This window comes from Planotetraspora mira (assembly GCF_016863275.1).
GTDB classification, from domain to species: domain Bacteria; phylum Actinomycetota; class Actinomycetes; order Streptosporangiales; family Streptosporangiaceae; genus Planotetraspora; species Planotetraspora mira.
Genome location: NZ_BOOO01000033.1, coordinates 1 through 25,352, shown reverse-complemented (window position 1 = coordinate 25,352; position 25,352 = coordinate 1). Strand labels below are relative to the sequence as shown.

Below are 25,352 nucleotides of genomic sequence, written 5' to 3'. Positions count from 1 at the left end.
AAACTCTCTCACTAGAACCGTCCAGGCCTGCGCGCTCTTCCCTGACACCCCCGGCCGGCCGTCCGGGGCACGGTCCGCGGGGTGGTCCATGATTGCCCTATGTCCGCTGTCGAGGAGTTCCAGACCGAACTGGCCGAATCCACGAGCCGGCTGCTGGCGACCGCCGCCCGGCTCACCGACGACGACGTCCGCGCGCCCTCTGTTCTGCCCGGATGGACCCGGGGGCACGTCCTGGCCCACCTGGCACGCAATGCCGACGGCCACGTCAACCTGCTGACCTGGGCCAGGACCGGGGTCAGGACGCCCCAGTACTCCGCGCCGGGAGTGCGGGAGGCCGAGATCGAGGCGGGAGCCGTACGGCCCGCGAAGGAGTTGCTCGCCGACCTCGAGGAGAGCGCCGGACGGTTCCGGGAGGCGGTGGAGGATCTGCCTTCCGAGGCCTGGTCGGCGATGGTGATCGGCATGCGCCCGCCTGAGCACCCGGCCTGGTACATCCCGGCCCGCCGGCTCCGCGAGGTCGAGGTCCACCATGTCGATCTCGCCGCCGGGTACGGCTGGGCCGACTGGCCGGAGACCTACGTCAGGCGGGAGCTGTACGACACCATGTTGTCGTGGCCCCGCGGCGACGGCCCGATCAGCGAGATCGTCTCCCGGGACCGGCGCGACGACGGCGAGCACATCCAGGTCTGGCGCGGTCTCGGCCACGGCCCCGCCGTGCACGGCTCGCCCCGCGAGCTTCTCGCCTGGCTCGTCGGGCGGGGGGACGGGCGGGGCCTGAGCGTGAAGCCGCCCCGTCCGGAGGCCGCGGGCACGCCGGTCCCCGGGAGCCTGCCGTCGCCGCCTCCGTGGCTGGTGCTGCCCGCGCCGCCGGAGCTGCCGGCGGAGCCGCCGCGCACATGGCCGCCCGACCGTGACTAGCGTGAGCCGTGAAGGATCTCAAGGAGGATCATGAGCTACACCGGAGACGTCACCCAGGGTGGCCCCGCCGACGTGCGTGAGCTGCCCGGGCTGACCATTTCCAAGATCGAGGTCGGCGGTTTCGGCAACAACGCCTACCTTCTGCGGTGCACGGAGACCGGCGACGGGCTGCTCGTCGACGCGGCCGCGGAGCCGGATCGCCTGCTCGAGCTGATCGGCGATCGGCCGATCAGCTCGATCGTGACCACCCACCGCCACCAGGACCACTGGCTGGCCCTCGAGGACGTGGCCAGGGCCACGGGAGCGCAGGTGATCGCCCACCCGCTCGACGCCCCCGAACTGCCGGTCGAGGTCACCCGGACGGTGGACCACGGCGACCAGGTGAGCGTGGGCAACGCCACATTGGACGTCATCCACCTGCGTGGACACACGCCGGGATCGATCGCGCTGCTGTACCGGGACTCCCACATCTTCACGGGAGACTCGTTGTTCCCCGGCGGCGTCGGGAACACCCAGAAGGACCCGGAGCGGTTCAGCCAGTTGTTCACCGACGTCGCAGAGCGGATCTTCGACCGGCTGCCCGACGAGACCTGGGTGTACCCGGGCCACGGCAAGGACACCACCCTCGGAGTCGAGCGCCCGGCCCTGCCGGAATGGAAGGCGCGCGGCTGGTGATCCGCGCCTGACGATTCCGGCGACACGGCAGAACACGGCCGCGTGCCCGATCCGGGCGCGCGGTCACCCGGCCGGGGTCCCCTTGGCGTGGTCCGCGGCCCGGTCGAGGAAGAGCGCGCGCTCCCGCCCGTTCCGCGTCAGCGCCGCGGCACGTTCGAACTCCAGCCGTGCCTCGTCGAGCCTGCCCAGCCTGGCGAGAAGATCACCGCGTACGGCGGGCAGCTGGGGGTAGCCCGCCAGCGTGCGCTCGGACACGAGTGCGTCCACGATCTCCAGGCCGTCGGCCGGCCCCGTGGCCATGCCGACGGCGACGGCCCTGTTCAGCTCCACGACCGGAGACGGCGAGACATGGGCCAGCACCTGGTAGAGCGCCGCGATCCGCTCCCAGTCCGTGTCCTCCCTGGACGGCGCGCGGGCGTGGCAGGCGGCGATCGCGGCCTGCAGGGCGTACGGGCCGAACATGCCGCCGAGCGCCTCGGCCCGGTCGATCGCCTCCAGGCCGCGACGGATGAGCAGCCGGTCCCACAGGCGCCGATCCTGGTCCATGAGCAGAACGGGGTCGCCCGACGGGCCCGTCCTGGCGCGCAGACGTGACGCCTGGATCTCCATCAGCCCGACCAGCCCGTGCACCTCGGGCTCGCCGGGCGCGAGCCCGGCGAGGATCCGGCCCAGTCGGAGCGCCTCCTGGCAGAGCTCCGGGCGCGTCCAGTCGTCCCCGCCCGTGGCCGCGTAGCCCTCATTGAAGATCAGGTAGATGACGCCGAGCACCGACGCCAGCCGGTCGGCCAGTTCGTGCGGCGCCGGCAGTTCGAACTCGACCTTCTTCGAGGCGAGTGTGCGCTTCGCGCGGACGATCCGCTGGGCGACCGTGGGCTCGGCGATCAGGAATGCCCGCGCGATCTCCTCGGTGGTGAGCCCGCCGAGCAGGCGCAGTGTGAGCGCGACACGGGACTCGGTCGGCAGGACGGGATGGCAGGCGGTGAAGACCAGGCGCAGCAGGTCGTCGCCGATCTGGTCGTCGATCGCCGCGTCCAGGTCCGGTTCCGCCCGCTGCCGGACGTCGAGATCACGGCCGACCTCCTCGAGCTTGTGCGCGTACCGCGTCTGGCGGCGCAGGAGGTCGATCGCGCGATGCTTCGCAGTCGCCATGAGCCACGCGCCCGGATTGTCGGGGACACCCGACTCCGGCCACTGTTCGAGGGCGATGACCAGCGCGTCCTGCGCGAGTTCCTCGGCCAGGCCGACGTCGCGGACGAGCCGGGCGAGTCCGGCGATCACCCTGGCCGACTCGATCCGCCAGACCGCCTCGATCGCGCGGTGGGTGGCCCGGTGGGGATCGGCGACCGTCATGGTTGCCGATCCAACCACCATCAGGCCCCCGTACGGGAGGCAAGGGACGAGATCCGCCGCGCCCGGCCGGGAATCTCAACCCCGGTGGCCTCAGGTCGCAGGAGGTCCGAAGTCCTCGGGACCGAGCACCTTCAGGACCGTGGACTCACCCTCCCAGCCCTCCCAGAGATCCCGGTGCAGCTTCATGAAGCGCGAGGTCCACTCGACGGCCTCCTCCTTCGACCGCACCTCGTACAGCGCGTAGCTGATGAGCTCCTTCGCCTCGGCGAACGGCCCGTCGGTCACGCTCAGCCGTCCCCCGGCCAGCGCGACCTGGGCGCCCGCCGCGCTCGGGGCCAGCCCCGCGGTGTCGAGCAGGGCACCTGCCGCGGTGGCCTCGCCGCCGAGCTTCATGATCGCTTCCATGAGCTCGGGGGGCGGCGGGGTCGTCGGCTGCTCCGCCTTAAGTATCACCAAGTAACGCATGATCTCTCCTTGCCTTCCTACGACGCTCTCCGAATGGGGGTTCAGCTGTGCGCGGCCCGGCGGTAGAGATGAACCGCCAGCGCCGATATCCAGGCGCAGACGAGCACCACCGCCGCGGTGAAGGCCAGATTGATCCACACGCTACCGCCGCCGGACGCGATGCCGGCGAAGCCCGCGAAGAACAGCACCCCGGTGATCCGGGAGAACGCCGCCCAGCCCCGGCGCCCATCGCGGCCGAACCGGGCTCCCATCACGAAGCACGCCACGATCAGGCAGGCGAAACCGATGCCGCCCGAGACGAAGTGCAGCGTGCCGTGCCAGGAGACCTCGCCCGCGCCCGCCGGTGTCCCCGTGGGGAAGCCCAGCGCCGGATCCGCGCGGAACGCCCCGGCGGCCACCATGCTCGCGCCGTACGCGCCGACCAGGCGAGGAGCCCAGGTGGCCCCCAATCCTGGCCGCAGGGCGCGTCCCAGACCGACCGCGAAGGCGACGGTCATCAGCCCGGTCACCACCAGATCGGCGACGTGGATCCAGCCGAAGTCGCCGTTGGCGAGCAGGCTCCACGCGTGGCGGGAGAAGTCGAAGCCCTCTCGGGTGAGGCCCTCGATCACGGACACCAGGACGTAGATCGGCCCGGCGATGACACCGTAGGCCAGCAAGGTCTTGGTGACGCTCGTCGCCGGATCGCAGCCCGCTCCGGCCTCGGCGCCGTCCGCGACCGAAGTCGCCTGCTGAGCCGTCATGTCGATTCCCTTCGGTTCCGGGCCGCTCGTTTCGGCCCTCCACCTGGGCCTCGAACGGGCCCGCCGGGAATCGACACATCGCAGGAAGTTTTTTTTCCGAGCAAGGTCCCCGGCCCATGACCTGGCGGTTTGCCCGTGCCGCTACGTCAGCGTCTCTCATGCGGGCAGCCCGTACGGCCGGCCGGCCGATACCGGGGACCACCGGCTTCCCACGCCCGCCGGCCCCGCTCAGACTCAGGCGTCTTCGAGGCCCGGATGCGGGCGAGGCTCACCGGTGGTGAAGACCTTGACGATGCGATCGGCCGCGGCGGCGGGCTGGTCGGCGCTCTCCACCACGTCGCCCCAGGACCAGCGGTAGAACCAGCCGTCGGACAGGGCGACGCAGTCGACGGTCTCGGAGAAGATCGCCGCGTCCGGATCACGGACCTTCAGCGAGGGAGGGTCGGGACGCAGGAATGCTTCCAGGCCCCTGAGCTCCAACTCCCGGGCGAGTTTGCCGAGGAAGTACGTCCGGGTGTGCTCACGAGGCATGGCGACCAGGGCTCCGTTTGGACTAGGCGATCTATCCACGTGAAGAAGAAGAGCCTGGGCCCACCTGACGATCATGCCCTGCAGACATGCCCGACGCTGAAGGGCCCGAGTGACCGTAGTCCCTGGTCAGGCCCTTGTTCAGCATCGGCGTCAGCCCACGCTCTCCTCGCGTCGTTCCCTCCGCTGCTGCTGTTTGAACATCAGAACGCGCAATGGGATCGCCGACACGATGGCGATCTGCATGACGGCGCCCACAGTGATGAGCTGGTCGCCTCCGGCCAGGCGGGCCGCCCAGATGATGAGGCACGCCACGTTGATCATCATCCAGGCGAGGACGACGGCGGCGAGGTTGCCCTTCGGCTTGGGGTACTCGATCCGGCTGACCATCAGCCACGCGACCGCCATGATCCCGGCGATCGTCAGATATCCCGGCTGGAAGAGCAGCACGATCGACACGACGGTCATCGCGCCCATCGGGATCGGCAGACCCATGAAGTCGCCGCTCTTGGTCTTCACGCAGGCGAAGCGGGCCAGCCGTACGACACCGGCGAGCAGGACCGAGGCCGCGGCGAACAACACGAGCCACAGAGGCACCCTGCCGGAGAACCCGCCCCAGATCACCACCATGAAGGCCGGAGCGAAGCCGAAGCTGATCACATCGGCGAGGTTGTCCAGCTCGGCGCCCATCGCCGACGCGCGGAACCTCCTGGCCACAAGGCCGTCGAACAGGTCGCACGTCGCACCGACGAGCAGCAGGACCACCGCGGTGCCGAAGAACCGTGGGTCGGGCTCGAACTTGCCGCTGGACTGCAGATCGGTGATCGCCGACCACGCGAGCAGGCAGACGGCGAGGAAGCCGCTGAGAGCGTTTCCGAGCGAGAGCGAGTCGGCGGCCGACAGCCGGAAGGCCTTGCCGACCGGACCCTGAGGCTCGTCGGCCAGCCCTTCGACCGGCCAGCTCGCGTCCGCACCGAGATCAGATGTGGTCAAGGCGAGTCACCCCCGCCACGGTCTTGTCGCCCACGGTGACCGCGGGGGTGATGCCCTCGGGCAGGTAGACGTCGACCCGGGAGCCCAGCCGGATCAGTCCGACCCGCTCACCCTGGGTCACCTTGGCCCCCGCCTCCAGATACGGCACGATCCGGCGGGCAACGGCGCCGGCGATCTGCACCATCTCGATGTCTCCGAGGTCGGAGTCGAAATGCCAGACCACGCGCTCGTTCTTGTCGCTGTCCTTGTTGAACGCGGGGACGAACCCGCCGGCCACGTGCTCGACCGACGTGATCGTGCCGGCCACCGGCGCCCGGTTGACGTGCACGTTCAGGGGGCTCATGAAGATCGCCACCCGTGTACGGCCATCGGCCCACGGATCGATGCTCTGAACGACTCCATCGGCCGGCGAGATCACCCTGCCCCGTCCCGGCGCTCGCTCGGGGTCGCGGAAGAACCAGAGCATCCCACCCGTCAGGGCCGCCAAAGGTGCGGCGGCCAGTGCCCACTTGGGGGACCTGCGGATGAGAAGGGTGGTGACAGCCGCCGCCGTGGCGGTAGGCGCCAGCCATGGCGACACCCCACGCGCGAGCCGGATCCGACCGGGACCTCCTGCGGCCTGGACGAGGTCGCGGGAAAATTCAGAATCGTTGGACACAGGGAACCTTTGTACTCTGTAGCGACTATGGACCGGTTTGCGCCTTAACGGACGATATTACCGACCGGTCGGTCATTGCACGGCACAACGAGACAAGCAAACAGTTTCGTTGCCCGTTTCGCTACCCCTGTGAGGCTTCCTACCCCTGTGAGGCTTCTTGACCCTGCGGGGCATCCTGTCCCTGCGGCACTTGCGCCGAAGCGGCCACCGCGTCGCGCCTGACCTTGATCAGGCTGGCGACGGTCGTGATCGCCATCGTGACGCCGATGACGGACAGGGAGAGCCAGATAGGGATCTGAGGCGCCCAGGAGACCCCGGTCTCGTGCAGTGCCTCCAAAACGAGCTTAACCCCGATGAAACCCAGGATGAACGCAAGCCCGTAGCTGATGTAGACCAGGCGCTGCAGCAGACCCCCCAGCAGGAAGTAGAGCTGACGCAGTCCCATCAGGGCGAACACGTTGGCGGTGAAGACGATGAAGGCATCCTTGGTGAGCCCGAAGATCGCCGGAATCGAGTCGAGCGCGAAGAGCAGATCGGTGGTGCCGATCGCGATCATGACGATCAGCATCGGAGTGACCATCCGCCGGCCGTTCACGCGGACGAACGCGCGCGAGCCCACGTAGTCGGGCGTGGTCGGGAACACCCGGCGCGCCCAGCGCAGGACGAGGTTCTCGGTGAACTCCTCTTCCTGCTTGTTGTGGTCCCGGACCAGCGTGTAGGCCGTGTAGACGAGGAAGACCCCGAAGACGTAGAAGAGCCAGCTGAACTGGTTGAGGACGGCCGCGCCGATGGCGATGAAGATGCCGCGCATGATCAGCGCGAGCACGATGCCCACCAGCAGCACCTTGTGCTGGTAGATCCTCGGTACGGCGAAGCGCCCCATGATGATGTAGAAGACGAACAGGTTGTCCACGCTGAGGCTGTACTCGGTCAGGTACCCGGCGAAGAACTCGCCTCCGGCCTGGGTCCCACCGAAGATCAATAAGATGACGCCGAAAAGGGCGGCCAGCGAAACGTAGAAACCGACCCAGAACCCCGCCTGGCGGAGCGAGAACTCCCGGGGCTCGCCGCGGTCGACGATCCACAGGTCGATCGCGAGGACGACGAGCATGCCGACGATGACGGCGACCCATGCCCACAGAGGAACACTCAAGATGAAGACCTTCCGGCGCGCGCGAAGACACTGCCGGAGGTCTCTCCCGCCCACCGAGGTGGACCGACAGTCCCGGGCGCGGACGCCGTGATGACGAGGCTGTCGCGAAGGGATACTCCCCCCCAACCCGCTCAGTATATGGATCAGGCTTAGGTTGACCTAATCCGGCGGACTAGCACTTCCATCAGCGCAGGTGGGCGAGGTGATCGGCCGCCGGCCAAGGCGGGGCCGCGGCTACGAGGGTGTCACCCCTCCGCCATCCCGGGACACCGCCCGGTAGGCCTCCATCGCCGAGCGGACGGCGTCGGCCTCGCCGGGAAGCTCCTCCCCGCGACGCGCGGAGGCCGCCGCGAGCCGTCCGGCCAAGGCGGAGTCGCCGAGGACGCGTGCGATCTCCTCACCCAGCGCCACGGCGTCGCCGGGTGGGACGAGAAGGGCGGCGTCCCCCACCATGGCGGGAATGCCGCCCACCCGGGTCGCGATGACGGGCCGGCCCGCCTTCAGCGTCTCGTGGAGGCTCAAGGGTTGGCCCTCCCACCTGCTCGGCACGACCACGGCCGTCGCCACCTGGAGCAGGTCGGGTGTGCTCGCCCAGCCGTACAGCAGGACCGGCAGCCCTTCGGCGTCGATCCGGGCCTGAAGCTCCGGCCGCAGCGGCCCGTCGCCGGCCACGACGAACAAGGGGCGGCTGTCGTACGGCCGGGCCGACGCGTCGAGAAGCGTCTCCAGCCCCTTCTGCTGGGCGAGCCTGGCCACCGTCAGCAGCACGGGCCTGCCGCCCGGGGAGGTGTCTTCCACCGACCGGTCGCCGGCCAGGCCTGCGAGCTCCTGCCGTACCTCCTCCGGGGTCCGGGACGGCCTCCCGAGCGGCGGAGCGGGGACCACGGCCGCGCTCACGTGGCGGGCTCCCCTGGCGCGCATGCGCTCGCCGATGTCCGGCGAGACGACCAGCACCTGGTCCGCCCTGCGGGCGACGATCCGCTCCAGCGCCCCGTAGACGGCCCCGATGGCGCCCCCCGTGGTGACGGCGTTGTGCAGGGTGACCACGAGGCCGGGACGGCGGCGCCCCCCGCTCAGGGCCACCGCGGCGAGAGCGCCCGCCCGCAGGCCATGGGCGTGTACGGCATGCGCCCCCCGGGTGATCCCCCTGAGCCGGGCGATCGATCTGAGGTCGTTCACTGGATGCGGGCGATCCGCGATCGGGACGGCGGCGAAGCCGGCGCCCACGCCGGTGAAGCCGAAGGACTCCTCCACGCTCGGCGGACCGGCCACGACCACCTCGTCGCCGTTGCCGACCAGTCCTCCCGCGAGCATCCGGACGTGCCTACCCACACCTCCCGCGCTGGTCCCCAGCACGAGCGCCACCTTCATGCCCACTCCCTTTCCACCCTGACGAAGGCCGCGCCCAGGTCAGGCGATCTTCGCGGGGTCCTGCGCGTCCCGGCGCCCGCGAAGCCGTGCGACGACGGCCAGCAGGTCTCTCCTGTCGACGGCGGCCGCGGCGAGCGTCCCCACGCACACCGCGCAAACGCCCGCCAGGGCCGCGACCGCGACACCCGCCCAGAGGCCGGAGCCGCCCAGCACGTGCACGACGCCGAGGCCGGCGAGCAGGCCTCCTCCGCCGCCCACGACGGCGGCCAGCGCCGCCCGGGGAACGCCGTGCAGCGCCTCCGCACCCCGGTCCCTGAACACCGACACCAGGAGGATCACGCCCCCCACCGTCATGCCGGCGGCCTGGCCGAGGGCGAGCCCGCCCAGCTTCCAGTCCGCGGGGAAGGTCCGCGCGAACGCCACCTGGGCCACGATGACGACCAGCCACCCGATGACCATGCCGCGGGCGGCGGCACGGCCACGCCCGCTCGCGTACAGGACTCTGCTCAGGTGCGCCATGAGGCCGTAGCCGATCAGACCGGGAGCGAACAACGCGATGGCCGAGGCGAACTGCGCCGGCGCGATCTTCGTGTCGGCCTGCCCGAGGAACACCTGCGCGACAGGCTCGGCGACTGCGGCGAGCGCGCCGGCGGCCAGACCGGAGACGACCAGGACCGCTCGCGTGGTCTGCGCCGACAGCGCCGCGAAGGGCCCGCCGTCCGCGTCCTGCGCCCGGGCGGAGAGCACCGGGAAGGCACTGGTCGCGATGGGGACGGCCAGCACGGCGTAGGGGACCTGATAGATGGCCCAGGCGTAGTTGTAGGCCGCCAGCGCTCCCCCGCCGACGTCCTGGTTGGCCAGTGGGATCACGATGGCCATCGCGGCCTGCTGCGCGACCAGCGCGCTGAGCCCGGCGAGGGCCAGCCGTCGCACCTGTACGGCCACGCCGTCGGGGAAACGCAGAGTGGGCCGCCATCTCACCCCGAGCCGGGAGGCCGGCCCGATGACGGTCACGACCAGCGCGAGCACCCCGAGCGTCGTCCCGACCGACAGGGCGATCTCCGCGGGGCCGGGCACGGACGCCGGATCGCTGTCCCCGCCGCTGAGCGGCACGAAGGCCAGATAAGCGATGATCACCACCACGCTCGACACGAGCGGGGCCACCGCCGGCCCGGTGAACCGCCGGTGCGCCTGGAGCACGCCGTAGAGGACGACGGCCAAGCCGTACAGCGGGATCTGGGGGGCGAAGGCCACCAGCATCCGCGCGGCGACCGCGGCCACCGCCCCGGGGTCACAGTCCCTGACGCCGCTGGTGAGCAGCCGCATCGCCGGACCGGCGAGGAGCGCCGTCAGGAGGCCGAGTGGGACCAGCAGCACGAGCACCCAGGTGAGCAGTGCCGACGAGATCCGGCCGACCTCCGCACGCGCGTCGGCCGTCTGCCGGCCGGCGGCGCCGGCGAGCACCGGCACGACCATCCCCGCCAGCGCCCCGCCCACCACGAGCTCGAAGATGATGTTGGGCACCTGGTTGGCCGTGTAGTACGCCGTGGCCAGGCAGTTGGTCCCCACCGCTCTGGCGAAGACCAGTTGCTTGGCGAAGCCGGTGACGCGCGCCAGGATCGTGATGACCCCGATCAGCACCGCGGCCCCGGCGATCCCGGCGCCGAACCGTCTAGACATGCGGCCGCGGCCTGCCGCGCACACCGGTCGGGCGTCCGCGTCGCGGGAGGTGGCGCTGTGTCACGCGGCGGGCCGTGCGGTCCCCGCCGGAGCCTGCGGGGGGCGGCGGCCGAGCATGTCGAGGCGGTTCAGGACGGGGTTGCCGGCGATGACCTTGGTGAAGCTGATCTTCTCGGAGGCCGCCGTGAGCGCGGCCACCGTGCCGAGCAGGACAAGCCGGCCGGGCCTGCCCAACTGCACCGTCGCGGCGAGGCCGAGCAGGGCGCCCAGGGCGTTGGCCCCGGAGTCGCCGAGCATCGCCCGCTCGCCGAGGTCCTCGGGGAGGAGGGCGACGGCCGCCCCCAGGGGGATCGCGGCCAGCGCGGCGGCACGGGAGTTCGCCCGCGCGGAGGCGGCCACCAGCGGGATGCCGGCGAGCAGGCCCACCTTGATCGCACGACCGGGCCGGAGATCGAAGAGGTTGGCCAGGTTGGCGCTTCCGGCGATCAGCGCGCCGTCGACCAGCGTGCCGAACGTGCGCGACACCACGCCCGCCTTCCGCGCGCCGTTGTCCGGCGTCGCCGAGGACATCACGGCCGCCGCGAGCCCGGTGGCGCCGATGCCCAGGATCTTCACGGCCCCGCTCGTGACCTCGCCGCGGCTGAGAGCGGCCAGGTGGCCCTTGAACCCCTTGGACGAGGTCGTGCCGAAGACGTCGTCGTACGCGCCGAGGACTCCGCTGCCGACGCCGGCGAGCACTCCCGCCGCCTTGAGACGCGCGGGAACCCCGGGCGCGAGCACGATGGCCGCGCCGGCGCCCGCGACGAACGCCGGGCCCTCCAGCAGCGTGACGGGCTCTCCCCGGTGGTTGGTCCTGGTCCAGTACTCCTCGGCGGTCTTCTCGTCGCCGAGGGGAGGACGCCTCTTGAAGGCGGCGTAGGCGGCCCGTGCGGCGACGGCGCCGAGGACGGCCCCGAACACGGCACCGGCCACAGAGCCGAGCGGGGAGCGATGGGCCACAGCTGGTTCCTTCTTCGTCAGGCGCTCGTCGTCGTCATCCGGACGCTTCGCGGAGGCTTTGCAGGCAGGTGACCGGCATCCACGCGCGTTCAGCCTCGCGCCGCCGGGCTGGGGCTGGCCGCGGCCTCAGGCTCGAACGACGTCGACCCGCTGCCGACGCCGTACGCCCCGGAACGACCGGTCAGTTGCTCCCGCAGAGCGTAGACCACCACGGCACGGCCCGCGGCCATATCGACGGTGTCGACGGTGGACACGTTCGAAGCGGCCTCTCCCGTGTCATGGAGCGCCGCGATGGCCCCACCCGCGCCGGAGGCGACGGTCGTGCCGGCGAGGACGGTGCCGAGGTCGAGTGCGTCCAGCCCCGCGGCCACCGAGACCACGGCGTCGGTCGCCTCGACCGCGTTTTCGTCCTCGTAGGCCTGTGCGGGAGCCAGGACGATGGCCATCGTCGAGCGCTGTCCGGGAGCGCCGTTCATGCTGAGCAGGCCGGCGGACTGGAAGGCGTCGAGCACTCCCATCGCGGTGGGATTCTCGCGGCCCGCCATCGTCCGGTCGTTCGTCACGATCGCACCCGCCAGGACCGTCGCCGCCTTGTCGTACGGCGTGGCCTCGTCGGGGAACTTGGTCCCCAGGGGGGCGAGCGAGTTGGCGAGCCCGTCCACGATCGCTTCCTGGTCGGCCGCGATGAACTTGTCGGTCAGGCTGACACGGCCCGCGAAGACCCCGCCGGCGTCGGTCACCAGATCCTCGATCGGGTCACGCAGGCCCGCGGGAGCCCCCGGCGCCTCGACGAGCACGACCCGCTCTCCTGGCAGGGCGCCCCGGACGAGATCGGACAGATGCGCCGTGACGAGGGAGTCGTTGCCGTTCTCCCGGGTCTGGAGTTCGGAGATCTGCGACAGGTAGTTCCCGTTGTTCTGCCGCAACGACGAGGTCGTCTCCTCGGCCGACTTGTAGAAGGCGGGCTCCAGGACCGTGCTGCCGAGCACGATGCCGACCGTGAGCGCGAGAAAGATCGCCACGATCGAAACGAGGTGGTACCGGAAATCGATCACGAGAAGAGTCCGACCAGCCAGAAGATGAAGCTGTTCCAGGCGTCGCGCAGACCGTTCAGCCAGACCTGGCCGATCGGCGACACCGACAGGACCACGCCGATGGTGATCAGTGTCGTCGCCACGAGCAGGAGCAGGGATGAAGTGGATATTCGGCTGCGGTAGAGCCTGCTGACGCCCTTGGCGTCCACGAGCTTGCTCCCGATCCTCAGCCGGGTGAGGAACGTGCTCGCCATTCCGGACCTGCCCTTGTCCAGGAACTCGTCCAGCGTCCAGTGGGTGCCGACGGCGACGATCAGGGTCGCGCCCTTGTCGTCGGCCAGCAACATCGCGATGTCCTCGCTCGTCCCGGTCGCCGGGAACACGATGGCCTGCTGGCCCAGCCGCTGGACGCGCTCGAGGCCGGGGGCCCGGCCGTCCCGGTAGGCGTGCACGACCAGCTCGGCGCCGCAGCACAGCGCCTTCTCCGAGACCGAGTCGAAGTCGCCGACGATGATGTGGGGCGTGTAGCCCGCCTCGATCAACGCGTCCGAACCGCCGTCGACGCCGATCAGCACCGGCCGGTACTCCCGGATGTAGGGCCGAAGTGTCGCGATGTCCTCTTTGTAGTGGTAGCCGCGGACCACGATCAGGACGTGCCGTCCCTCGATCACCGTGCGGATGTCCGGGACGCCCACGCCATCGATGAGCAGGTCGCGCTCGCGCTTGACGTACTCCATGGTGTTGGCGGCGAACGCCTCGATCTGGACGGCCAGCCCGGCCCGGGCCTCGGTCATCGCGGCGGCGATCGTCTCGGCGGTCTGGGCCTCACCCTTGCCGACGACCTCGTCGTCGAGGTAGACCATCCCCTCGTGGACGCGGATCACATCGCCGTCCGAGACGCGCTCGAACAGTTCGGGGGTCGCGTTGTCGATCACTGGGATGCCCGCGTCCAGCAGGATCTGCGGGCCCAGGTTGGGATAGCGCCCGCTGATGCCCGTGGCCACGTTGACCACGGCCGCGGCACCGCACGCGACCAGAGCCTCCCCGCTGACCCGGTCAACGTCGACATGGTCGATGATCGCTATTTCACCGGCGTTGAGACGCTTGGTCAGCCTCTTCGTACGCCTGTCGATTCTCGCCACAGCCGTTACCCCGGGAAGGTCGTCGACCTTCCTGCGGCGGAGGCCCGGAACATTCAAGCTCAGGACCTTCATCAAGAACCATCCTGCCAGAGGCGGCGGCCGGAATGGTCACGCACCCCGCAGTGTGTTGTTTTTGTCACACGGTGTTATGCCGACGATCAAGTGTTAATCGGCGGCCTTGTCCGCCGCGGCGATGGACAGCAACTCCGTGGCGTGTGCCCGGCCGAGCTCGGAATCCTCCAGGCCCGCGAGCATCCTCGACAGCTCCCTGGCGCGGCCCTCATGGTCGAGGGCGACCACGCCGCTGCGGACCACGCTGCCGTCGCGGGCCTTCTCCACGACGAGGTGCTGATCGGCGAAGGCCGCCACCTGGGGCAGGTGGGTGACCACGATGACCTGGGCGGTACGCGCCAGCTTGGCCAGGCGCCTGCCGATCTCGACGGCCGCCTTGCCGCCCACGCCCGCGTCGACCTCGTCGAAGACGAACGTCGGCACGGGATCGGCGCCGGCGAAGACCACTTCGATGGCCAGCATGACGCGGCTGAGCTCGCCGCCGGACGCGCCCTTCGTCAGCGGCAGCGCCGGAGCCCCCGGGTGGGAGGCCAGGCGCAACTCCACCTCGTCGACGCCGTGCGGGCCGAAATCGTCGCTCTGCGACATCGCCACGCTGACCCTGGCGTACGGCATCGCCAGGGCGGCCAGCTCGGCCGTCACCGCGTCGCCGAAGCGTTCCGCCGCCGCCGTCCGGATACCCGTCAGCTCGCCGGCCAGCTCCTTGAGCCGGTCGGTCAGCTCGGTGTGCTCACGGGTCAGCTCGTCGATCCGCTCGTCGTCGCCGTCGAGGTCGTTGAGCCGCTCCGCGGCCCGCTGGGCCCAGGACAACACCGCCGTGACGTCCTCGCCGTACTTGCGGATCAGGCCGGTCAGGACCGACCTGCGCTCCTGTACGGCCGCCAGCCGCGCCGGATCGGCGTCGACGGACTCGGCGTAGGCCGCCAGCTCCGTCGCCACGTCGGAGATGAGGTAGCCGGCCTCGGCCAGCCGGTCGGCCAGACCGGCCAGGGCGGGGTCGAACTGCCGCACGGCCTCGACGGCCGACTTGGCCTCCCCCACCAGGGAGACCGCGTCGTGGACGGCCTCGGTGCTCGACATGGGATCGCCCAGGAGAGCGGTGTGCGCGGTCGTGGCCGCCGTCCGCAACGCGTCGGCGTGGGAGAGCCGCTCGGCCTCCTCCTTCAGCTCCGCGTCCTCGCCCGCCCTCGGCTCCGCCTTTTCGATCTCCTCCAGGCCGAAGCGGAGGACGTCGGCCTCCTGTGCCCGCTCCCTGGCCTTGACCGTCAGCTCGTTGAGCAGGTCGGCCACCTGCTTGTGCCGCTTGTAGGCCTGTTCATAGGCCCGGAGCGGCTTGAGGAGCTCGTCGCCGGCATAGCGGTCGAGCGCCGCCCGCTGGCGGCCCGGCTGGAGCAGCCGCTGCTGGTCCATCTGCCCGTGCACGGCGACCAGGTCATCGGCGAGGAACGTCAGGGTCCCGACCGGGACGGTGCGGCCGCCGAGCCATGCCCGCGAACGGCCCTCGGCGGAGACCGTACGGGAGATGATCAGCTCGCCTTCCTCGATCTCGCCGCCGACGTCGACCACCTGCTGGGCCACCCGGCCGTCCGGATCGACGATCAGCGTGCCCTCGACCGTGGCCTTGTCCGCGCCGGGCCGGACTCTCGCGGGATCGGCGCGGCCGCCGAAAAGCAGCCCCAGTCCCGTGACGACCATCGTCTTACCCGCACCCGTCTCACCCGTGACGACGGTGAAACCGGGTGACAGCTCCAGGACGGCTTCGTCGATCACGCCGAGTCCCTGGATGCGGACCTCCTCGACCCTTGGTCGCACTGGTCCCTCCATTCCGCCGACCGATTCCGCCAGAGATCCTACGCGCAACTCGCCAAGATTTTCGAGGACTGGGCTCCCTTGTGGGGATCGGCGGACGACCGCGCCGGGGGGTCACTGGGACCGGACCCGGCCGCGCCACCCCTCCACAGGCAGGCCGAACTTCGCGACGAGACGGTCGGTGAACGGGGCTCCCGTGGTCTCGGCCGCCAGCAGGCGGGCCAGCCGTACCGAGGTGTCGGCCCGGCGGACCTCGACCCTGGCGCCCGGCGGGATGTCGAAGCGGCGGCGGCCGTCGCACCAGAGCACGCCCGCCCCGGTCTCCGGGACGATCTCCACCGCGAGCGTGGACCGGGGAGAGACCACCATCGGCCGCGCGAACAGCGCGTGGGCGCTGTTGGGCACCAGGAGCAGCGCCTCCACCTCGGGCCAGACCACGGGGCCGCCGGCGGAGAACGCGTACGCCGTCGACCCGGTCGGCGTCGCGCAGATCACCCCGTCGCAGCCCCAGCGGGACAGGGGGCGCCCGTCGATCTCGGCGACGACCTCGAGCATGCGGTCGACCTTCTCGACTGAGGCCTCGTTGAGCGCCCAGGTCGTGGCGAGGGTCTCCCCGTTGAGGCGGATCGTCACCTCGATCGTCATCCGCTCCTCGACGTCGTAGCGGTTCTCGACGACCCGGTCCACGGCCGTGGCGAGGTCCTCCACCTCGGCCTCAGCCAGGAACCCGACATGGCCGAGGTTGACTCCCAGCAGGGGGACCCCGGCCGGACGGGCCAGTTCGGCGGCGCGCAGCAGCGTCCCGTCGCCGCCGAGCACGATGATCAGTTCGGCGTCGCCGATCGCCTCCGGTGTCTCGGGGACCATCCCCGCGCCCGCGCAGCCGATCTCCTCCGCCTCGCCGTCCAGCACGCGGACGCTCAGCCCGGCGCCGATCAGGCGGTCCATCACCAGGCGGGCGCTGCGCACCGCCGGCTCCCTGCCCGTGTGGGCCGTGACCACGATCGTGCGCTTGGTGTTCGCGGGGTCGCTCACCGGGGTCCCACCCTCATCGCATCCGTCGCCGTCATGCCGTCACCGCCGTCCGCGTGTGCCTGCTCACCGTTGTGGCCGCCGCACCGATGTCACTGGGGTCCCTCCGTCACCGCCCGTTCGATGGCCGGGTCGAGCGCCGGTACCGGATCGTGCCCCGGGCCCTTCCCGAGCCATAGAAGGTATTCCACGTTTCCCGACGGGCCGGGCAGCGGACTCGCCGTCACACCCTTCACCGTCAACCCGAGCGCCTGGGCCGACAAGGCCGCGTCCCGTACGGCTTGCGCCCGCAGAGCCGGGTCGCGGACGACGCCTCCCGCGCCGACCCGGTCCTTGCCCACCTCGAACTGGGGCTTCACGAGCATGGAGAACTCGGCGACGTCCGCCGCGCAGTTCACCAGTGCGGGAAGGACCAGGCGGAGGGAGATGAAGGACAGGTCGCCGACGATCAGCGTCGGCGGCTCCCCCACCATTTCAGGCGTCAGATCACGGACGTTCACGCGTTCCATCACGGTGACGCGGTCGTCCGTGCGCAGGGACCAGGCGAGCTGGCCGTAGCCCACGTCCACGGCGAGCACATGCGCCGCCCCGCGCCTGAGCAGCACGTCGGTGAAACCACCGGTGGAGGCGCCCGCGTCCAGGCAGCGCCGGCCCTCGACCGTCAGCCCCTCGAACGCGTCGAGCGCGCCGAGAAGCTTGTGCGCCCCTCTGGAGACGTAGTCGGGGCCCTCCGGGGCCTCGGCCACCACGATGGCGGCGGCGATGTCCACCTGGGTCGCGGCCTTGGCCGCCACCCTGCCCGACACCGACACCCTGCCCGACCCGATGAGCTGCGCCGCCTGCTCACGCGAGCGTGCGAGCCCTCGGCGGACGAGTTCGCTGTCCAGCCGCATCCGCTTCACCTGGCATGCCGCCCGTCGGCGGAGGCCGAACTCGGCATGGTCACCGCTCGCCGTCGGGAAGGGGCTCGTCCACGGACGTCAGGACCGCCTCCAGCCCCGTCAGGACGTCTTCGAAGATCCCGACGTGCTCGGAAACAGGCGCCTCCGCCAGCCGCCCCAGGGGGGACAGCGCCGACTCGACGCCACCTGCGGCGTCCTGGTCCTCACCCGGGTGGGGACCCGCGCCTGGAACCCCGGCTGGGGCCGCGCCCGGGACCGTGCCGGGGATGCCCGAGACCGTGGCCGGAAGCCCGCCCGGGGCCGCGCCGGGAACCGTGGCCGGAACCTCGCCGGGGACCGCGCCCGGGGTCTCTCCCGTCCGAGCGTTCGGGACCGCGAGCCAGGCGGGCGCTTCGCTTCCGATGTCCGTCATGGTTCCCTCCTGGGACCCGGCCCTGCCCGGTGCCGTCCGCCCTTCCGCCGGCCGTACGGCCCGCGTCCGGTGACGGCGATCGCGCGCCGGGGATGGTCCTGGGTCCTGCTCGTGCTCGTCGTCTCGGGAGCCGGGCATGCAGCGCATCCACCGGCCACCCCGACGGTATCGGACGCCGCCCGATGCCGCGCCCTCACGCCCGTACAGGCCGCGGCGGACCTGGTCGCCGGCCCGGACCCGCTGTGTAAGCTGTGCGCGGCCCGCCTCGCCATGCGAGGGGGCCCGCGTGCCCCGCGGCCGTGCCGGGAGAGGCGGTTTCCCACCGGCCCCGGACTGCGGCCGTCCACCTCCCGAGGCGCGTGACACCCCGCTCGAGAACGTTTTTCGCCGCGCCCCACGTGCCGGATCTCGCGCGCGGTTCATGTGGAACGCTACCGTCCCTGGTAGCCGGTATCTGATGTTGGTCCGTGGGAAGGGAGAGGGCGCACATGGCGACCGTCGAGGAGTGCCGGGCGGCGCTGGAGAAGCTCGTCGAGCAGTTCGGCGAGGTCAGCGCGGAAGATCGCGCCAAGCACGTGGTCGAGCGCAGGCTGGCCTGCCGCATCTCCGACCTCGGCGTGACCTTCTACGGCCGGATCCACCGCAACGGGCTCGACCCGTTCAAGGAGGTCGCCCCCGAGGACGGCCGCCCGGCGGAGGTCAAGCTCACCATCTCCAGCGAGGACCTGATCTCCCTGGTCAACGGCGAGCTCGACATGGGACGCGCCCTGCTCGGCGGCCGCGTCAAGATCGACGCCAGCCTCGGCGACCTCCTGCGCCTGCGTAAGCTCCTCTGACCGCCCGTTCTCCCGGGGGTCAGAATCCCAGGGTCGCGGGCACGTCCTTGACCGCGTCCTCGTCCGCGCGTCCGTCGCCCGCCGCCTCCCAGGCGGCGGCGCAGGCGGCACGCAGGCCGTCCACGGGGTCTCCTCCTCCGTCGATGTCGAGGTGCCCGTCCTTCCAGGTCGCGGTCCAGCCGCCGCACGCCCAGCCCGAGCCCTGCCCGTGGACGTCGGCCGCCGGTGCGTGCAGGCCCGACAGGTCGGCGGCGACGTGCGACGGGCGGTGTTCGGGCCCGGCGGTGAGCAGGTCGAGGGGACCGGTCACCCCGGTGAGGACGAGGAGGCTGTCCACTCCCGCGCGGGTGGCTCCCTCGATGTCGGTGTCCAGGCGATCCCCGATGATCAGAGGCCGCTTCGCGCCTGTCCGGATCATGGACTCGCGGTGCAGCGGGGGCTCGGGCTTGCCCGCCACCACCGGTTCGACTCCGGCGGCCGCGGCGATGACCCGGCTCATCGCGCCGTTCCCCGGCAGTTCGCCCCTTTTCGTGGGCAGGGTCGTGTCGCCGTTGGCGGCCACGAACCACGCGCCCTGCCGTACAGCGAGGGCGCCTTCCGCGAGCAGGCCGTAGGACAGGCCCTGCCAGATGCCCTGGATCACCGCCGCGGGGGCGTCCAGGGCCGTGGTCACCGGGCGGAGGCCGTGCGACCGCACGGCGACGCGCAGCCCCGTTCCCCCCACGACGAGGACGGCCGAGCCCGGCGGCACGTGTTCCGCCACCAGACGGGCGGCCGCCTGCGCGGAGGTCACCACGTCCTCGGGGTCGGCGGTCACGCCCAGACGGCGCAGATGCTCGGCGATCGCTCCGGGGGTGCGCGAGGCGTTGTTGGTCACGAACGCCAGGCGCACGCCCTCCTTCCTGGCCAGTTCCAGCGCCTCGGGAGCGCCCTCGACGGCGTGGTCGCCGAGATAGACCACGCCGTCCAGATCAAGGAGGAGCGTGTCGTACCCACCGAGCAGCGCCTCGGCACCTGCCGCCTCATCCCGCCCGTTCGTCATGCCTGCCTCGCCCGCAGCGTGGCGCGGACCTGGCTGAGCGCCGAAACATAGTGGCGCAGGGGACGCATGGCGACGGCCACGGCGAGCGGCTCCTGGGCGGCCTCGATGTCCCCGGCGCGCCACAGGGCCATTCCGAGCCCGTAGTAGGCGTAGTCCTCTGTCGGGTTGGCCTCGACGATCAAGCGGAAACTCCCTGCTGCCTCGGTGTACTGACGAGAGTTGAACTGGGCACGAGCCAGGGCCTCTCGGATGCTGCGTGATTCGGGCTCGGCCTGTGCCGCCCGCTCGAGTATGGCGGCGGCCGCGGCCGGGCTTCCGTCCGTGAGGAGCTTCACGCCACGCTGGAACCACTCATAGACATCACCGGACGGGCCGCCGGGTGGATAGCCGGCAGCGTCAGACGCTCCGTTTCGTCCCTGGATCATGGGGAAAGGCCTCCTGCAACCGATTTCCTGAAGAACCGGGCACCGCAGCATCGGGGAGCCGGGCCTTATGGCAACATGCCCGGTATGGAGAGTTCTGAACGGGCGGGACTGGTGCTACGTCCGTTCCACGGCGTGCGATTCGCAGTGGACGATCTGCCTGCGGTCACCTCCCCGCCCTACGACCTCATCTCCCCGGACGACATGCGGGATTTACTCGCTCGTCATGCGAACAACGTGGTACGTCTGATCCTTCCCGGAACGGGACATTACGGCGAGGCCAGGGCCCTGCTGAGCGAGTGGCTGACCTCCGGCGTGCTCACGACCGACGACCTGCCGGGACTGTACGTCTACGAGCAGAGTGGACCGCGGTTGTTGCAGCGCGGTTTGATCGGCGCGCTCGGGGTCGGCTCTTCCTCCGTGCTGCCGCACGAGAACGTCATGCCCGGGCCCGTCGCCGACCGCCTGGCGCTCATGCGGGCGACCGAGGCCAACCTCGAGCCGATCTTCCTGCTCTACGAAGGCGGCGGAGCGGCGTCGCGGTTGGTCGACGACGTGGCCGTCCAGCGGCCGCCGCTCGCCGACCTCCGGACCGCCGACGGGATCCGCCACCGGCTCTGGGCCGTGACCGATCCGGATGAGATCGCCGCGGTGGAAGGGGATCTGCGTGACCGGCAGGCGCTGATCGCCGACGGGCACCACCGCTACGCGACCTACGAGGCGTTGCGGGGCGACCACGACGAGGCCGGCCCGTGGGATTACGGGCTCGCCTTCCTGGTCGACTCCCTGGCCTACCCTCCGGAACTGCGGGCGATCCACCGGGTGATCCCGGGGTTGCCGCTGGAAGAGGCGGCGGCCCGAGCCAAGGGCGCCTGGCAGGTCCACGAGTTCGCCTCCCTGGACGAAGCGCTGTCCGAACTCGCGGCCGCAAGCGGCCCCGCGTTCGTGCTGGCAGGGGAGGGCGCCGCGCACCTCCTCACCGATCCGGACCCGATGCAGCTCGACCATGCCCTGCCGGCCGATCATTCGGCGCGCTGGCGGTCGCTCGACACCGCGATCCTCACCACGTTCCTGTTCCCCAAGGTCTGGGGCATCGAGGACAGCGAGGAGGCCGTGCTGGTCGTCCATCACGATCCCCTCGCCGCCGTACGGCTGGCGCGGCAGCACTCGGGAACGGCTGTGATCCTCAACCCGCTCTCCACCGTCGACGTCCTCGCGGTGGCGGCTCAGGGCGAACGGGTGCCGCGCAAGTCCACCTCGTTCGGCCCCAAGCCGCGCACCGGGCTCGTTCTGCGCGTCTTCGCGGCGAATTGACAGTCGAATCCGCTCGTCCGCGCCACGAACCGACCGTCGACCCCACCCGTCGCCGCCACGAACCGGCGATCGGATGTCCGCGTCCTCGCCGCCGGGTTTCGCATCCTCACGCGAACCCGGCGGTCGGGATCGTCGTATAGAGAGCGGTCCAGTCCTATCTGGCCGCGTCATCGATGCTCGTCCCGCGTACGTTCTCGGGGTCTGCCGCAGTGCCCGCGCCCCGGGCACCCGGCGGCGTATCCGGGGCCGGTCGCGATCGGCGCAGGCTTATCACCGGCCGGCGGCGGGATCCCTTCCTGGACCTCCTCGCCGCCTGGGCTTCCTCGCTTTCGGCTCGTTTGTCCTGATCGACTTGGTCTTCCGGATCGGCTTGATCGGCGGAACCGTCCGGCGCGTGGGCGACACGCCGGGCCGTCCGGACCTCGACCTCATAACGGCTGCCGCCCCGCCACCAGCGGCGGCGGAGGGCGCCCTGGACCTCGATGACGTCGTCGACCAGCCAGCCGGTGAGCATGTCGCGCACCTCGTCGTCGAACGTCGCGCACTCGATCGCGTCGGACCGCTGGCGGCCGGGATGGTCATCCGGACGGCGGACGGCGAGCCGCCACTGCGTGAGCAGGCTGCCACTGGGCAGTTCCCTGCCGACCGGCTCCATGGACAGCCGGCCCACCAGCATCACCTCGTTGCGGTGCATCTGATCCCCTCTCCTTCGTGGAGATCACTGTGGATGAATAGGCTGGGGCGTCGATGAGCTGAATGCGATTCTGTGTGAACCGGTTCTGATTACTGGGGTGGCCTGTGGACAACGTGACGCCGCTCGGCGGGGACGTATACGAGATCGACACCAGGATGGCCGGGTATTCGGGCATCACCGCCGGCTACCTCATCCTCGGGGACCGTCCCTGCCTGGTGGAGACGGGAACCTCCACCTCGGCACCGGTCGTCCGGGATGCACTCGCTTCTCTCGGCGTGGGTCCGGACGATCTGGCCACCGTGGTGGTGACCCACATCCATCTCGACCACGCGGGAGGCGTCGGGGACATCGCCGGCTTCTACCCCTCCGCCGAGATCGTCGTGCACGAGAAGGGCGCGCGGCATCTCGCCGACCCGGCGCGGCTGATGGCCAGCGCGAAAATGGTCTGGGGCGACAAGCTCGACACCTTGTTCGGCACACTCGCGCCCACTGACGCGGCCAGGATCCGAGCCCTCGGCGACGTCGGCACCGTCGACCTGGGCAACGGCCGCGCCCTGTCCAGCCACTACTCCCCCGGGCATGCCAAGCACCACGTGGGACTGCTCGACTCGCTCACCGGCGATCTCTACGTGGGAGACGCCGCCGGGGTCTACCTGCCGGAGACCGGGGACCTTCGCCCGGCGAGCCCGCCCCCGGACTTCGATCTGGAGGTGGCCCTGAGATCGATCGAGCTCTTCGGAGCGCTCGGCCCTCAGCGGCTGCTCTTCAGCCATTACGGCCCGGTCGATGACGTGCCCGCGACGCTCGAACGGTCGGCGGAAGAGCTCCGTGTGTGGGTGGACCTCACCAAGCAGGCCCGCGCGGAGGGTCTCGACCTCGATCACGCGGTGGCCATGGTCCGTGACCGGACGCGCGAGCGGTACGCCGCGCTCCAGACCGATACGGCCACCGCCGAACGGTTCGAGCTGCTCAGCGGCGCCCAGTCGAACGTGGGCGGGATCATGCACTGGCTCGACCGCTCCGGCACCTGAGCTCGCCCGATCGAACCCGTCGGTGTCTGGACGAACCTGTCGGCGTCTGGACGCGAACCGCGGGCGTGTGGGCACGCCCGAACCGGTGTCGATGCCGTATCGTCCCGACGCCGTCCGGCCTCGACGAAGACGTTCTGACACCGAAAAGCGCCGCCACCGAGTGATCATTCACTCGGTGACGGCGCTCTCAGGTTGATATCAGGGCTGGCGCTTCACGCCGCCGTCGGCGTCCTCAGCGTCCTCGTCATCTTCGGCGTCCTCGATCACGTCACCGAAGTCGGGTTCGATGAAGGCCGGACCGAACGCGCTGACCTCGTTCTTCGGCTCCACAACAGCACCTGTCTGCTCTGCCGCCACCTTGCCGGTGTCAACCGCTGCGGCCTTCTCGGCTTCCACTGATACGGGCTTGACCGCTTCTGCCGGCAGATCCGCGACCCCGTCCTCAGCCTGGGCCGAGCCGGGCTCGACTTCATCGGCCTTGGTCTCCGGAGCCTGCGGGGCGGTCGCGATCGGCGTCTCATCAGCGGCGCGAGAAGCCGATGATCCACGCTCCTGCGGAAGATCGTCGAGGATGTCACCGACCATCCTCACTTCCCCGGGCTCGTCCTCGTCGTCCTCGTCGTCCTCGTCGTCCTCGTCATCATCGAGGTCGTCATCGAGGTCGTCGTCGGCCCCGGCGTCCGAACTGTCGGCTTCGAGGTCACGCGGCTTCGTGGCAAGGTCGCCGACGGCATCGGCCGCCGCCTCGTCACCGAGGTCGCCTGTGAGGTCGCCTTCGCCTTCGCCTTCGATTTCGTCATCGCCTTCGTCGAAGTCCTCTTCGAGGTCTTCGATCACGGCGCCGGTGAGTTCCGCGTACCGTTCGGCAGCGTCGGTCTCACCGTCCTCGTCGAAGGTCATCGCCCGCTCGAACCAGTCGGTCGCCGCAGTCTCGTGGCCTGCCGCCGCCAGGGCGTCCGCATAGGCGTACGCCAGACGCACCGACCACGCCCTGCGCTGCGGATCCCGCAGCTCGGTCAGGCGCTGCAAGGTGACCACGGCCGCGTCGAACTGGCCCATGTCACGTCGTGCGCCTGATTCGACGATCGCGAGCTCGATCTTGCCCTCACGGTCCAGGCGCTCGGCCTCCTTGGAACGGACGAGGTCAAGAGCCCTCTCCGGACGTCCCAGACCACGCTCGCAGTCCGCCATGACGGGCAGGTAGGCGTCAGAGCCCGTCATCCGCCTCGCCGCACGCAGGTCGGCGAGCGCTTCGGCGTACTGCCCGGCGCGATAGGCCGCGATACCAGTGGCCTCCCTGATGATGCCGATCCTGCCCGCGAAACGGCGGGCGACCTTCGCGTGCTCGTACGCTCGCTCGGGCTCGTCGTCGCTCATCGCCCGAGCGGCCGCGACGAGATGGGACGCCACCAGGTCGGCGAGGTCGGTGGGCAGGGAGCGCAACTCCGCCCGCGTCTCCTTGTCCAGCTCGTCGGGAGTGATGTCCGCCTCAAGCTCTGGGAGCGTCTCACGCTCTCGCGGCGGCTCTTCGTTTCTCCCGTACCTGGCGCGGCTTCCGGCACCATCCTCCTGGCGGAAGGGCCGAGATCCGCCGCGATCGTCGCGGTCGCCGTACGGACGTGGTGCACGGTCGCGTGAGTCGGAACGCTCGCGATCACGGAACGGACGCGAGTCGCGGTCGTGATCACGCTGGGGACGGGCCTGCTCCCGGCCTTCTCCACCGCGGCGATCGTCCCGGAAGCCACCGCCTCCGCGCTGGTCGCTGTCGCGGGAGCCGTATCGGCCGCCGAAGCCGCCGCCGCCCTCACGTGGCGGCCGGCCGGCACCACCGTCGCGGTCGCGCGAGCCGTAGCCGCCGCGTGGCGCATCGCGATCCTCAAACGAGCGGCGCGGACGGTCACCGTAGCTGCCGCGGTCGCCACCGGCCCGCTGTGGGCGGTCGCCTCCGCGGAATCCGTCCCGGTCCCCATAGGACCGCTGAGGACGATCGGAACGCCCCTCACCACGCGGCCCGCGGTCGCCGGCAGAGCTGCCGCGGTCATCGCGGCTCTGGAACGGCCGACCACCACGATCGTCG

Annotated in this window: 27 protein-coding genes; 7 read left to right on the top strand and 20 right to left on the bottom strand. The window is 70.8% G+C overall.

Features of this window, described 5'->3' with window-relative positions; all coding sequences use genetic code 11:
• Positions 1 to 99 precede the first annotated feature (99 nt).
• Positions 100 to 918 carry a maleylpyruvate isomerase family mycothiol-dependent enzyme gene (locus Pmi06nite_RS26990; protein ID WP_203955938.1) on the top strand — a complete coding sequence of 273 codons (819 nt, stop codon included), beginning with the start codon at positions 100 to 102 and terminating at the stop codon, positions 916 to 918.
• Positions 919 to 948: 30 nt separating this feature from the next.
• Positions 949 to 1,593 (top strand): MBL fold metallo-hydrolase, encoded by a 645-nt coding sequence (locus tag Pmi06nite_RS26985; RefSeq protein WP_203955937.1) that lies wholly within the window; start codon positions 949 to 951, stop codon positions 1,591 to 1,593.
• A 63-nt stretch (positions 1,594 to 1,656) separates the two neighbouring features.
• On the opposite strand, the gene Pmi06nite_RS26980 is transcribed toward Pmi06nite_RS26985, so the two are convergent.
• From Pmi06nite_RS26980 to Pmi06nite_RS26905, 16 genes are all read right to left on the bottom strand, one after another.
• A complete protein-coding gene (locus Pmi06nite_RS26980) occupies positions 1,657 to 2,943 on the bottom strand; it encodes an RNA polymerase sigma factor (protein ID WP_203955936.1) in 1,287 nt (428 codons plus the stop codon).
• Between the two features lie 90 nt (positions 2,944 to 3,033).
• A complete protein-coding gene (locus tag Pmi06nite_RS26975; RefSeq protein WP_203955935.1) occupies positions 3,034 to 3,408 on the bottom strand; it encodes a YciI family protein in 375 nt (124 codons plus the stop codon).
• A 41-nt stretch (positions 3,409 to 3,449) separates the two neighbouring features.
• On the bottom strand, positions 3,450 to 4,151 hold the full coding sequence (locus Pmi06nite_RS26970; protein WP_203955934.1) for a DUF998 domain-containing protein: 702 nt from the start codon (positions 4,149 to 4,151) through the stop codon (positions 3,450 to 3,452).
• A 234-nt stretch (positions 4,152 to 4,385) separates the two neighbouring features.
• Positions 4,386 to 4,682: a hypothetical protein gene (locus Pmi06nite_RS26965; protein ID WP_203886251.1), complete on the bottom strand. Its 297-nt coding sequence runs from the start codon at positions 4,680 to 4,682 to the stop codon at positions 4,386 to 4,388.
• Between the two features lie 150 nt (positions 4,683 to 4,832).
• Positions 4,833 to 5,672 carry a CDP-diacylglycerol--serine O-phosphatidyltransferase gene (gene pssA, locus Pmi06nite_RS26960; protein WP_203955933.1) on the bottom strand — a complete coding sequence of 280 codons (840 nt, stop codon included), beginning with the start codon at positions 5,670 to 5,672 and terminating at the stop codon, positions 4,833 to 4,835.
• Positions 5,659 to 6,330 carry a phosphatidylserine decarboxylase gene (locus Pmi06nite_RS26955; RefSeq protein ID WP_373317336.1) on the bottom strand — a complete coding sequence of 224 codons (672 nt, stop codon included), beginning with the start codon at positions 6,328 to 6,330 and terminating at the stop codon, positions 5,659 to 5,661. The genes pssA and Pmi06nite_RS26955 overlap by 14 nt, the downstream gene beginning before the upstream one ends.
• Positions 6,331 to 6,469: 139 nt before the next feature.
• On the bottom strand, positions 6,470 to 7,483 hold the full coding sequence (locus tag Pmi06nite_RS26950; protein WP_203955932.1) for a TerC family protein: 1,014 nt from the start codon (positions 7,481 to 7,483) through the stop codon (positions 6,470 to 6,472).
• Positions 7,484 to 7,717: 234 nt separating this feature from the next.
• Entirely contained in the window at positions 7,718 to 8,854 is a 1,137-nt protein-coding gene (locus Pmi06nite_RS26945) for a glycosyltransferase (protein WP_203955931.1), read from the bottom strand.
• A 39-nt stretch (positions 8,855 to 8,893) separates the two neighbouring features.
• Complete coding sequence (murJ, locus tag Pmi06nite_RS26940) at positions 8,894 to 10,534, bottom strand: murein biosynthesis integral membrane protein MurJ (RefSeq protein WP_203955930.1); 1,641 nt, start codon at positions 10,532 to 10,534, stop codon at positions 8,894 to 8,896.
• Between the two features lie 60 nt (positions 10,535 to 10,594).
• Positions 10,595 to 11,533 carry a hypothetical protein gene (locus Pmi06nite_RS26935; protein ID WP_203955929.1) on the bottom strand — a complete coding sequence of 313 codons (939 nt, stop codon included), beginning with the start codon at positions 11,531 to 11,533 and terminating at the stop codon, positions 10,595 to 10,597.
• Positions 11,534 to 11,622: 89 nt separating this feature from the next.
• Positions 11,623 to 12,588: a copper transporter gene (locus Pmi06nite_RS26930; protein ID WP_275409605.1), complete on the bottom strand. Its 966-nt coding sequence runs from the start codon at positions 12,586 to 12,588 to the stop codon at positions 11,623 to 11,625.
• On the bottom strand, positions 12,585 to 13,781 hold the full coding sequence (steA, locus tag Pmi06nite_RS26925; protein ID WP_203955927.1) for a putative cytokinetic ring protein SteA: 1,197 nt from the start codon (positions 13,779 to 13,781) through the stop codon (positions 12,585 to 12,587). The genes Pmi06nite_RS26930 and steA overlap by 4 nt, the downstream gene beginning before the upstream one ends.
• 93 nt (positions 13,782 to 13,874) lie before the next feature.
• On the bottom strand, positions 13,875 to 15,593 hold the full coding sequence (gene recN / locus Pmi06nite_RS26920) for a DNA repair protein RecN (RefSeq protein WP_239114234.1): 1,719 nt from the start codon (positions 15,591 to 15,593) through the stop codon (positions 13,875 to 13,877).
• A gap of 111 nt (positions 15,594 to 15,704) precedes the next feature.
• Positions 15,705 to 16,625 (bottom strand): NAD kinase, encoded by a 921-nt coding sequence (locus Pmi06nite_RS26915; RefSeq protein ID WP_239114233.1) that lies wholly within the window; start codon positions 16,623 to 16,625, stop codon positions 15,705 to 15,707.
• Between the two features lie 89 nt (positions 16,626 to 16,714).
• Positions 16,715 to 17,515 carry a TlyA family RNA methyltransferase gene (locus tag Pmi06nite_RS26910; RefSeq protein ID WP_203955926.1) on the bottom strand — a complete coding sequence of 267 codons (801 nt, stop codon included), beginning with the start codon at positions 17,513 to 17,515 and terminating at the stop codon, positions 16,715 to 16,717.
• Positions 17,516 to 17,564: 49 nt separating this feature from the next.
• On the bottom strand, positions 17,565 to 17,936 hold the full coding sequence (locus Pmi06nite_RS26905) for a hypothetical protein (RefSeq protein ID WP_203955925.1): 372 nt from the start codon (positions 17,934 to 17,936) through the stop codon (positions 17,565 to 17,567).
• 488 nt (positions 17,937 to 18,424) lie between these two features.
• Here Pmi06nite_RS26905 and Pmi06nite_RS26900 point away from each other — a divergent pair, with 488 nt between their 5' ends.
• Positions 18,425 to 18,772: an SCP2 sterol-binding domain-containing protein gene (locus tag Pmi06nite_RS26900; RefSeq protein ID WP_203955924.1), complete on the top strand. Its 348-nt coding sequence runs from the start codon at positions 18,425 to 18,427 to the stop codon at positions 18,770 to 18,772.
• Between the two features lie 19 nt (positions 18,773 to 18,791).
• Here Pmi06nite_RS26900 and Pmi06nite_RS26895 read toward each other — a convergent pair whose 3' ends face one another.
• Both Pmi06nite_RS26895 and Pmi06nite_RS26890 read right to left on the bottom strand, forming a co-directional pair.
• Positions 18,792 to 19,814 carry an HAD-IIA family hydrolase gene (locus Pmi06nite_RS26895; RefSeq protein ID WP_203955923.1) on the bottom strand — a complete coding sequence of 341 codons (1,023 nt, stop codon included), beginning with the start codon at positions 19,812 to 19,814 and terminating at the stop codon, positions 18,792 to 18,794.
• Positions 19,811 to 20,239: a tetratricopeptide repeat protein gene (locus Pmi06nite_RS26890; protein ID WP_203955922.1), complete on the bottom strand. Its 429-nt coding sequence runs from the start codon at positions 20,237 to 20,239 to the stop codon at positions 19,811 to 19,813. The genes Pmi06nite_RS26895 and Pmi06nite_RS26890 overlap by 4 nt, the downstream gene beginning before the upstream one ends.
• A gap of 84 nt (positions 20,240 to 20,323) precedes the next feature.
• On the opposite strand from Pmi06nite_RS26890, the gene Pmi06nite_RS26885 reads away from it, so the two are divergent.
• Entirely contained in the window at positions 20,324 to 21,550 is a 1,227-nt protein-coding gene (locus Pmi06nite_RS26885) for a DUF1015 family protein (protein WP_239114232.1), read from the top strand.
• A 154-nt stretch (positions 21,551 to 21,704) separates the two neighbouring features.
• Here the strand turns inward: Pmi06nite_RS26885 and Pmi06nite_RS26880 are convergent, their stop codons facing one another.
• Positions 21,705 to 22,244 (bottom strand): single-stranded DNA-binding protein, encoded by a 540-nt coding sequence (locus Pmi06nite_RS26880; RefSeq protein ID WP_203955920.1) that lies wholly within the window; start codon positions 22,242 to 22,244, stop codon positions 21,705 to 21,707.
• A 104-nt stretch (positions 22,245 to 22,348) separates the two neighbouring features.
• On the opposite strand from Pmi06nite_RS26880, the gene Pmi06nite_RS26875 reads away from it, so the two are divergent.
• A complete protein-coding gene (locus tag Pmi06nite_RS26875) occupies positions 22,349 to 23,275 on the top strand; it encodes an MBL fold metallo-hydrolase (RefSeq protein WP_239095071.1) in 927 nt (308 codons plus the stop codon).
• Positions 23,276 to 23,473: 198 nt separating this feature from the next.
• On the opposite strand, the gene Pmi06nite_RS26870 is transcribed toward Pmi06nite_RS26875, so the two are convergent.
• The gene (locus Pmi06nite_RS26870) at positions 23,474 to 24,334 is read right to left on the bottom strand and encodes a hypothetical protein (protein ID WP_239114231.1); all 861 of its coding nucleotides are present in this window, start codon (positions 24,332 to 24,334) and stop codon (positions 23,474 to 23,476) included.
• A 282-nt stretch (positions 24,335 to 24,616) separates the two neighbouring features.
• Between Pmi06nite_RS26870 and Pmi06nite_RS42110 the strand changes: the two genes are divergently transcribed.
• Positions 24,617 to 24,913 (top strand): hypothetical protein, encoded by a 297-nt coding sequence (locus tag Pmi06nite_RS42110; RefSeq protein ID WP_239114230.1) that lies wholly within the window; start codon positions 24,617 to 24,619, stop codon positions 24,911 to 24,913.
• Between the two features lie 42 nt (positions 24,914 to 24,955).
• On the top strand, positions 24,956 to 25,352 hold a 397-nt coding region (locus Pmi06nite_RS26865), incomplete at its 3' end, for a hypothetical protein (protein ID WP_203956121.1).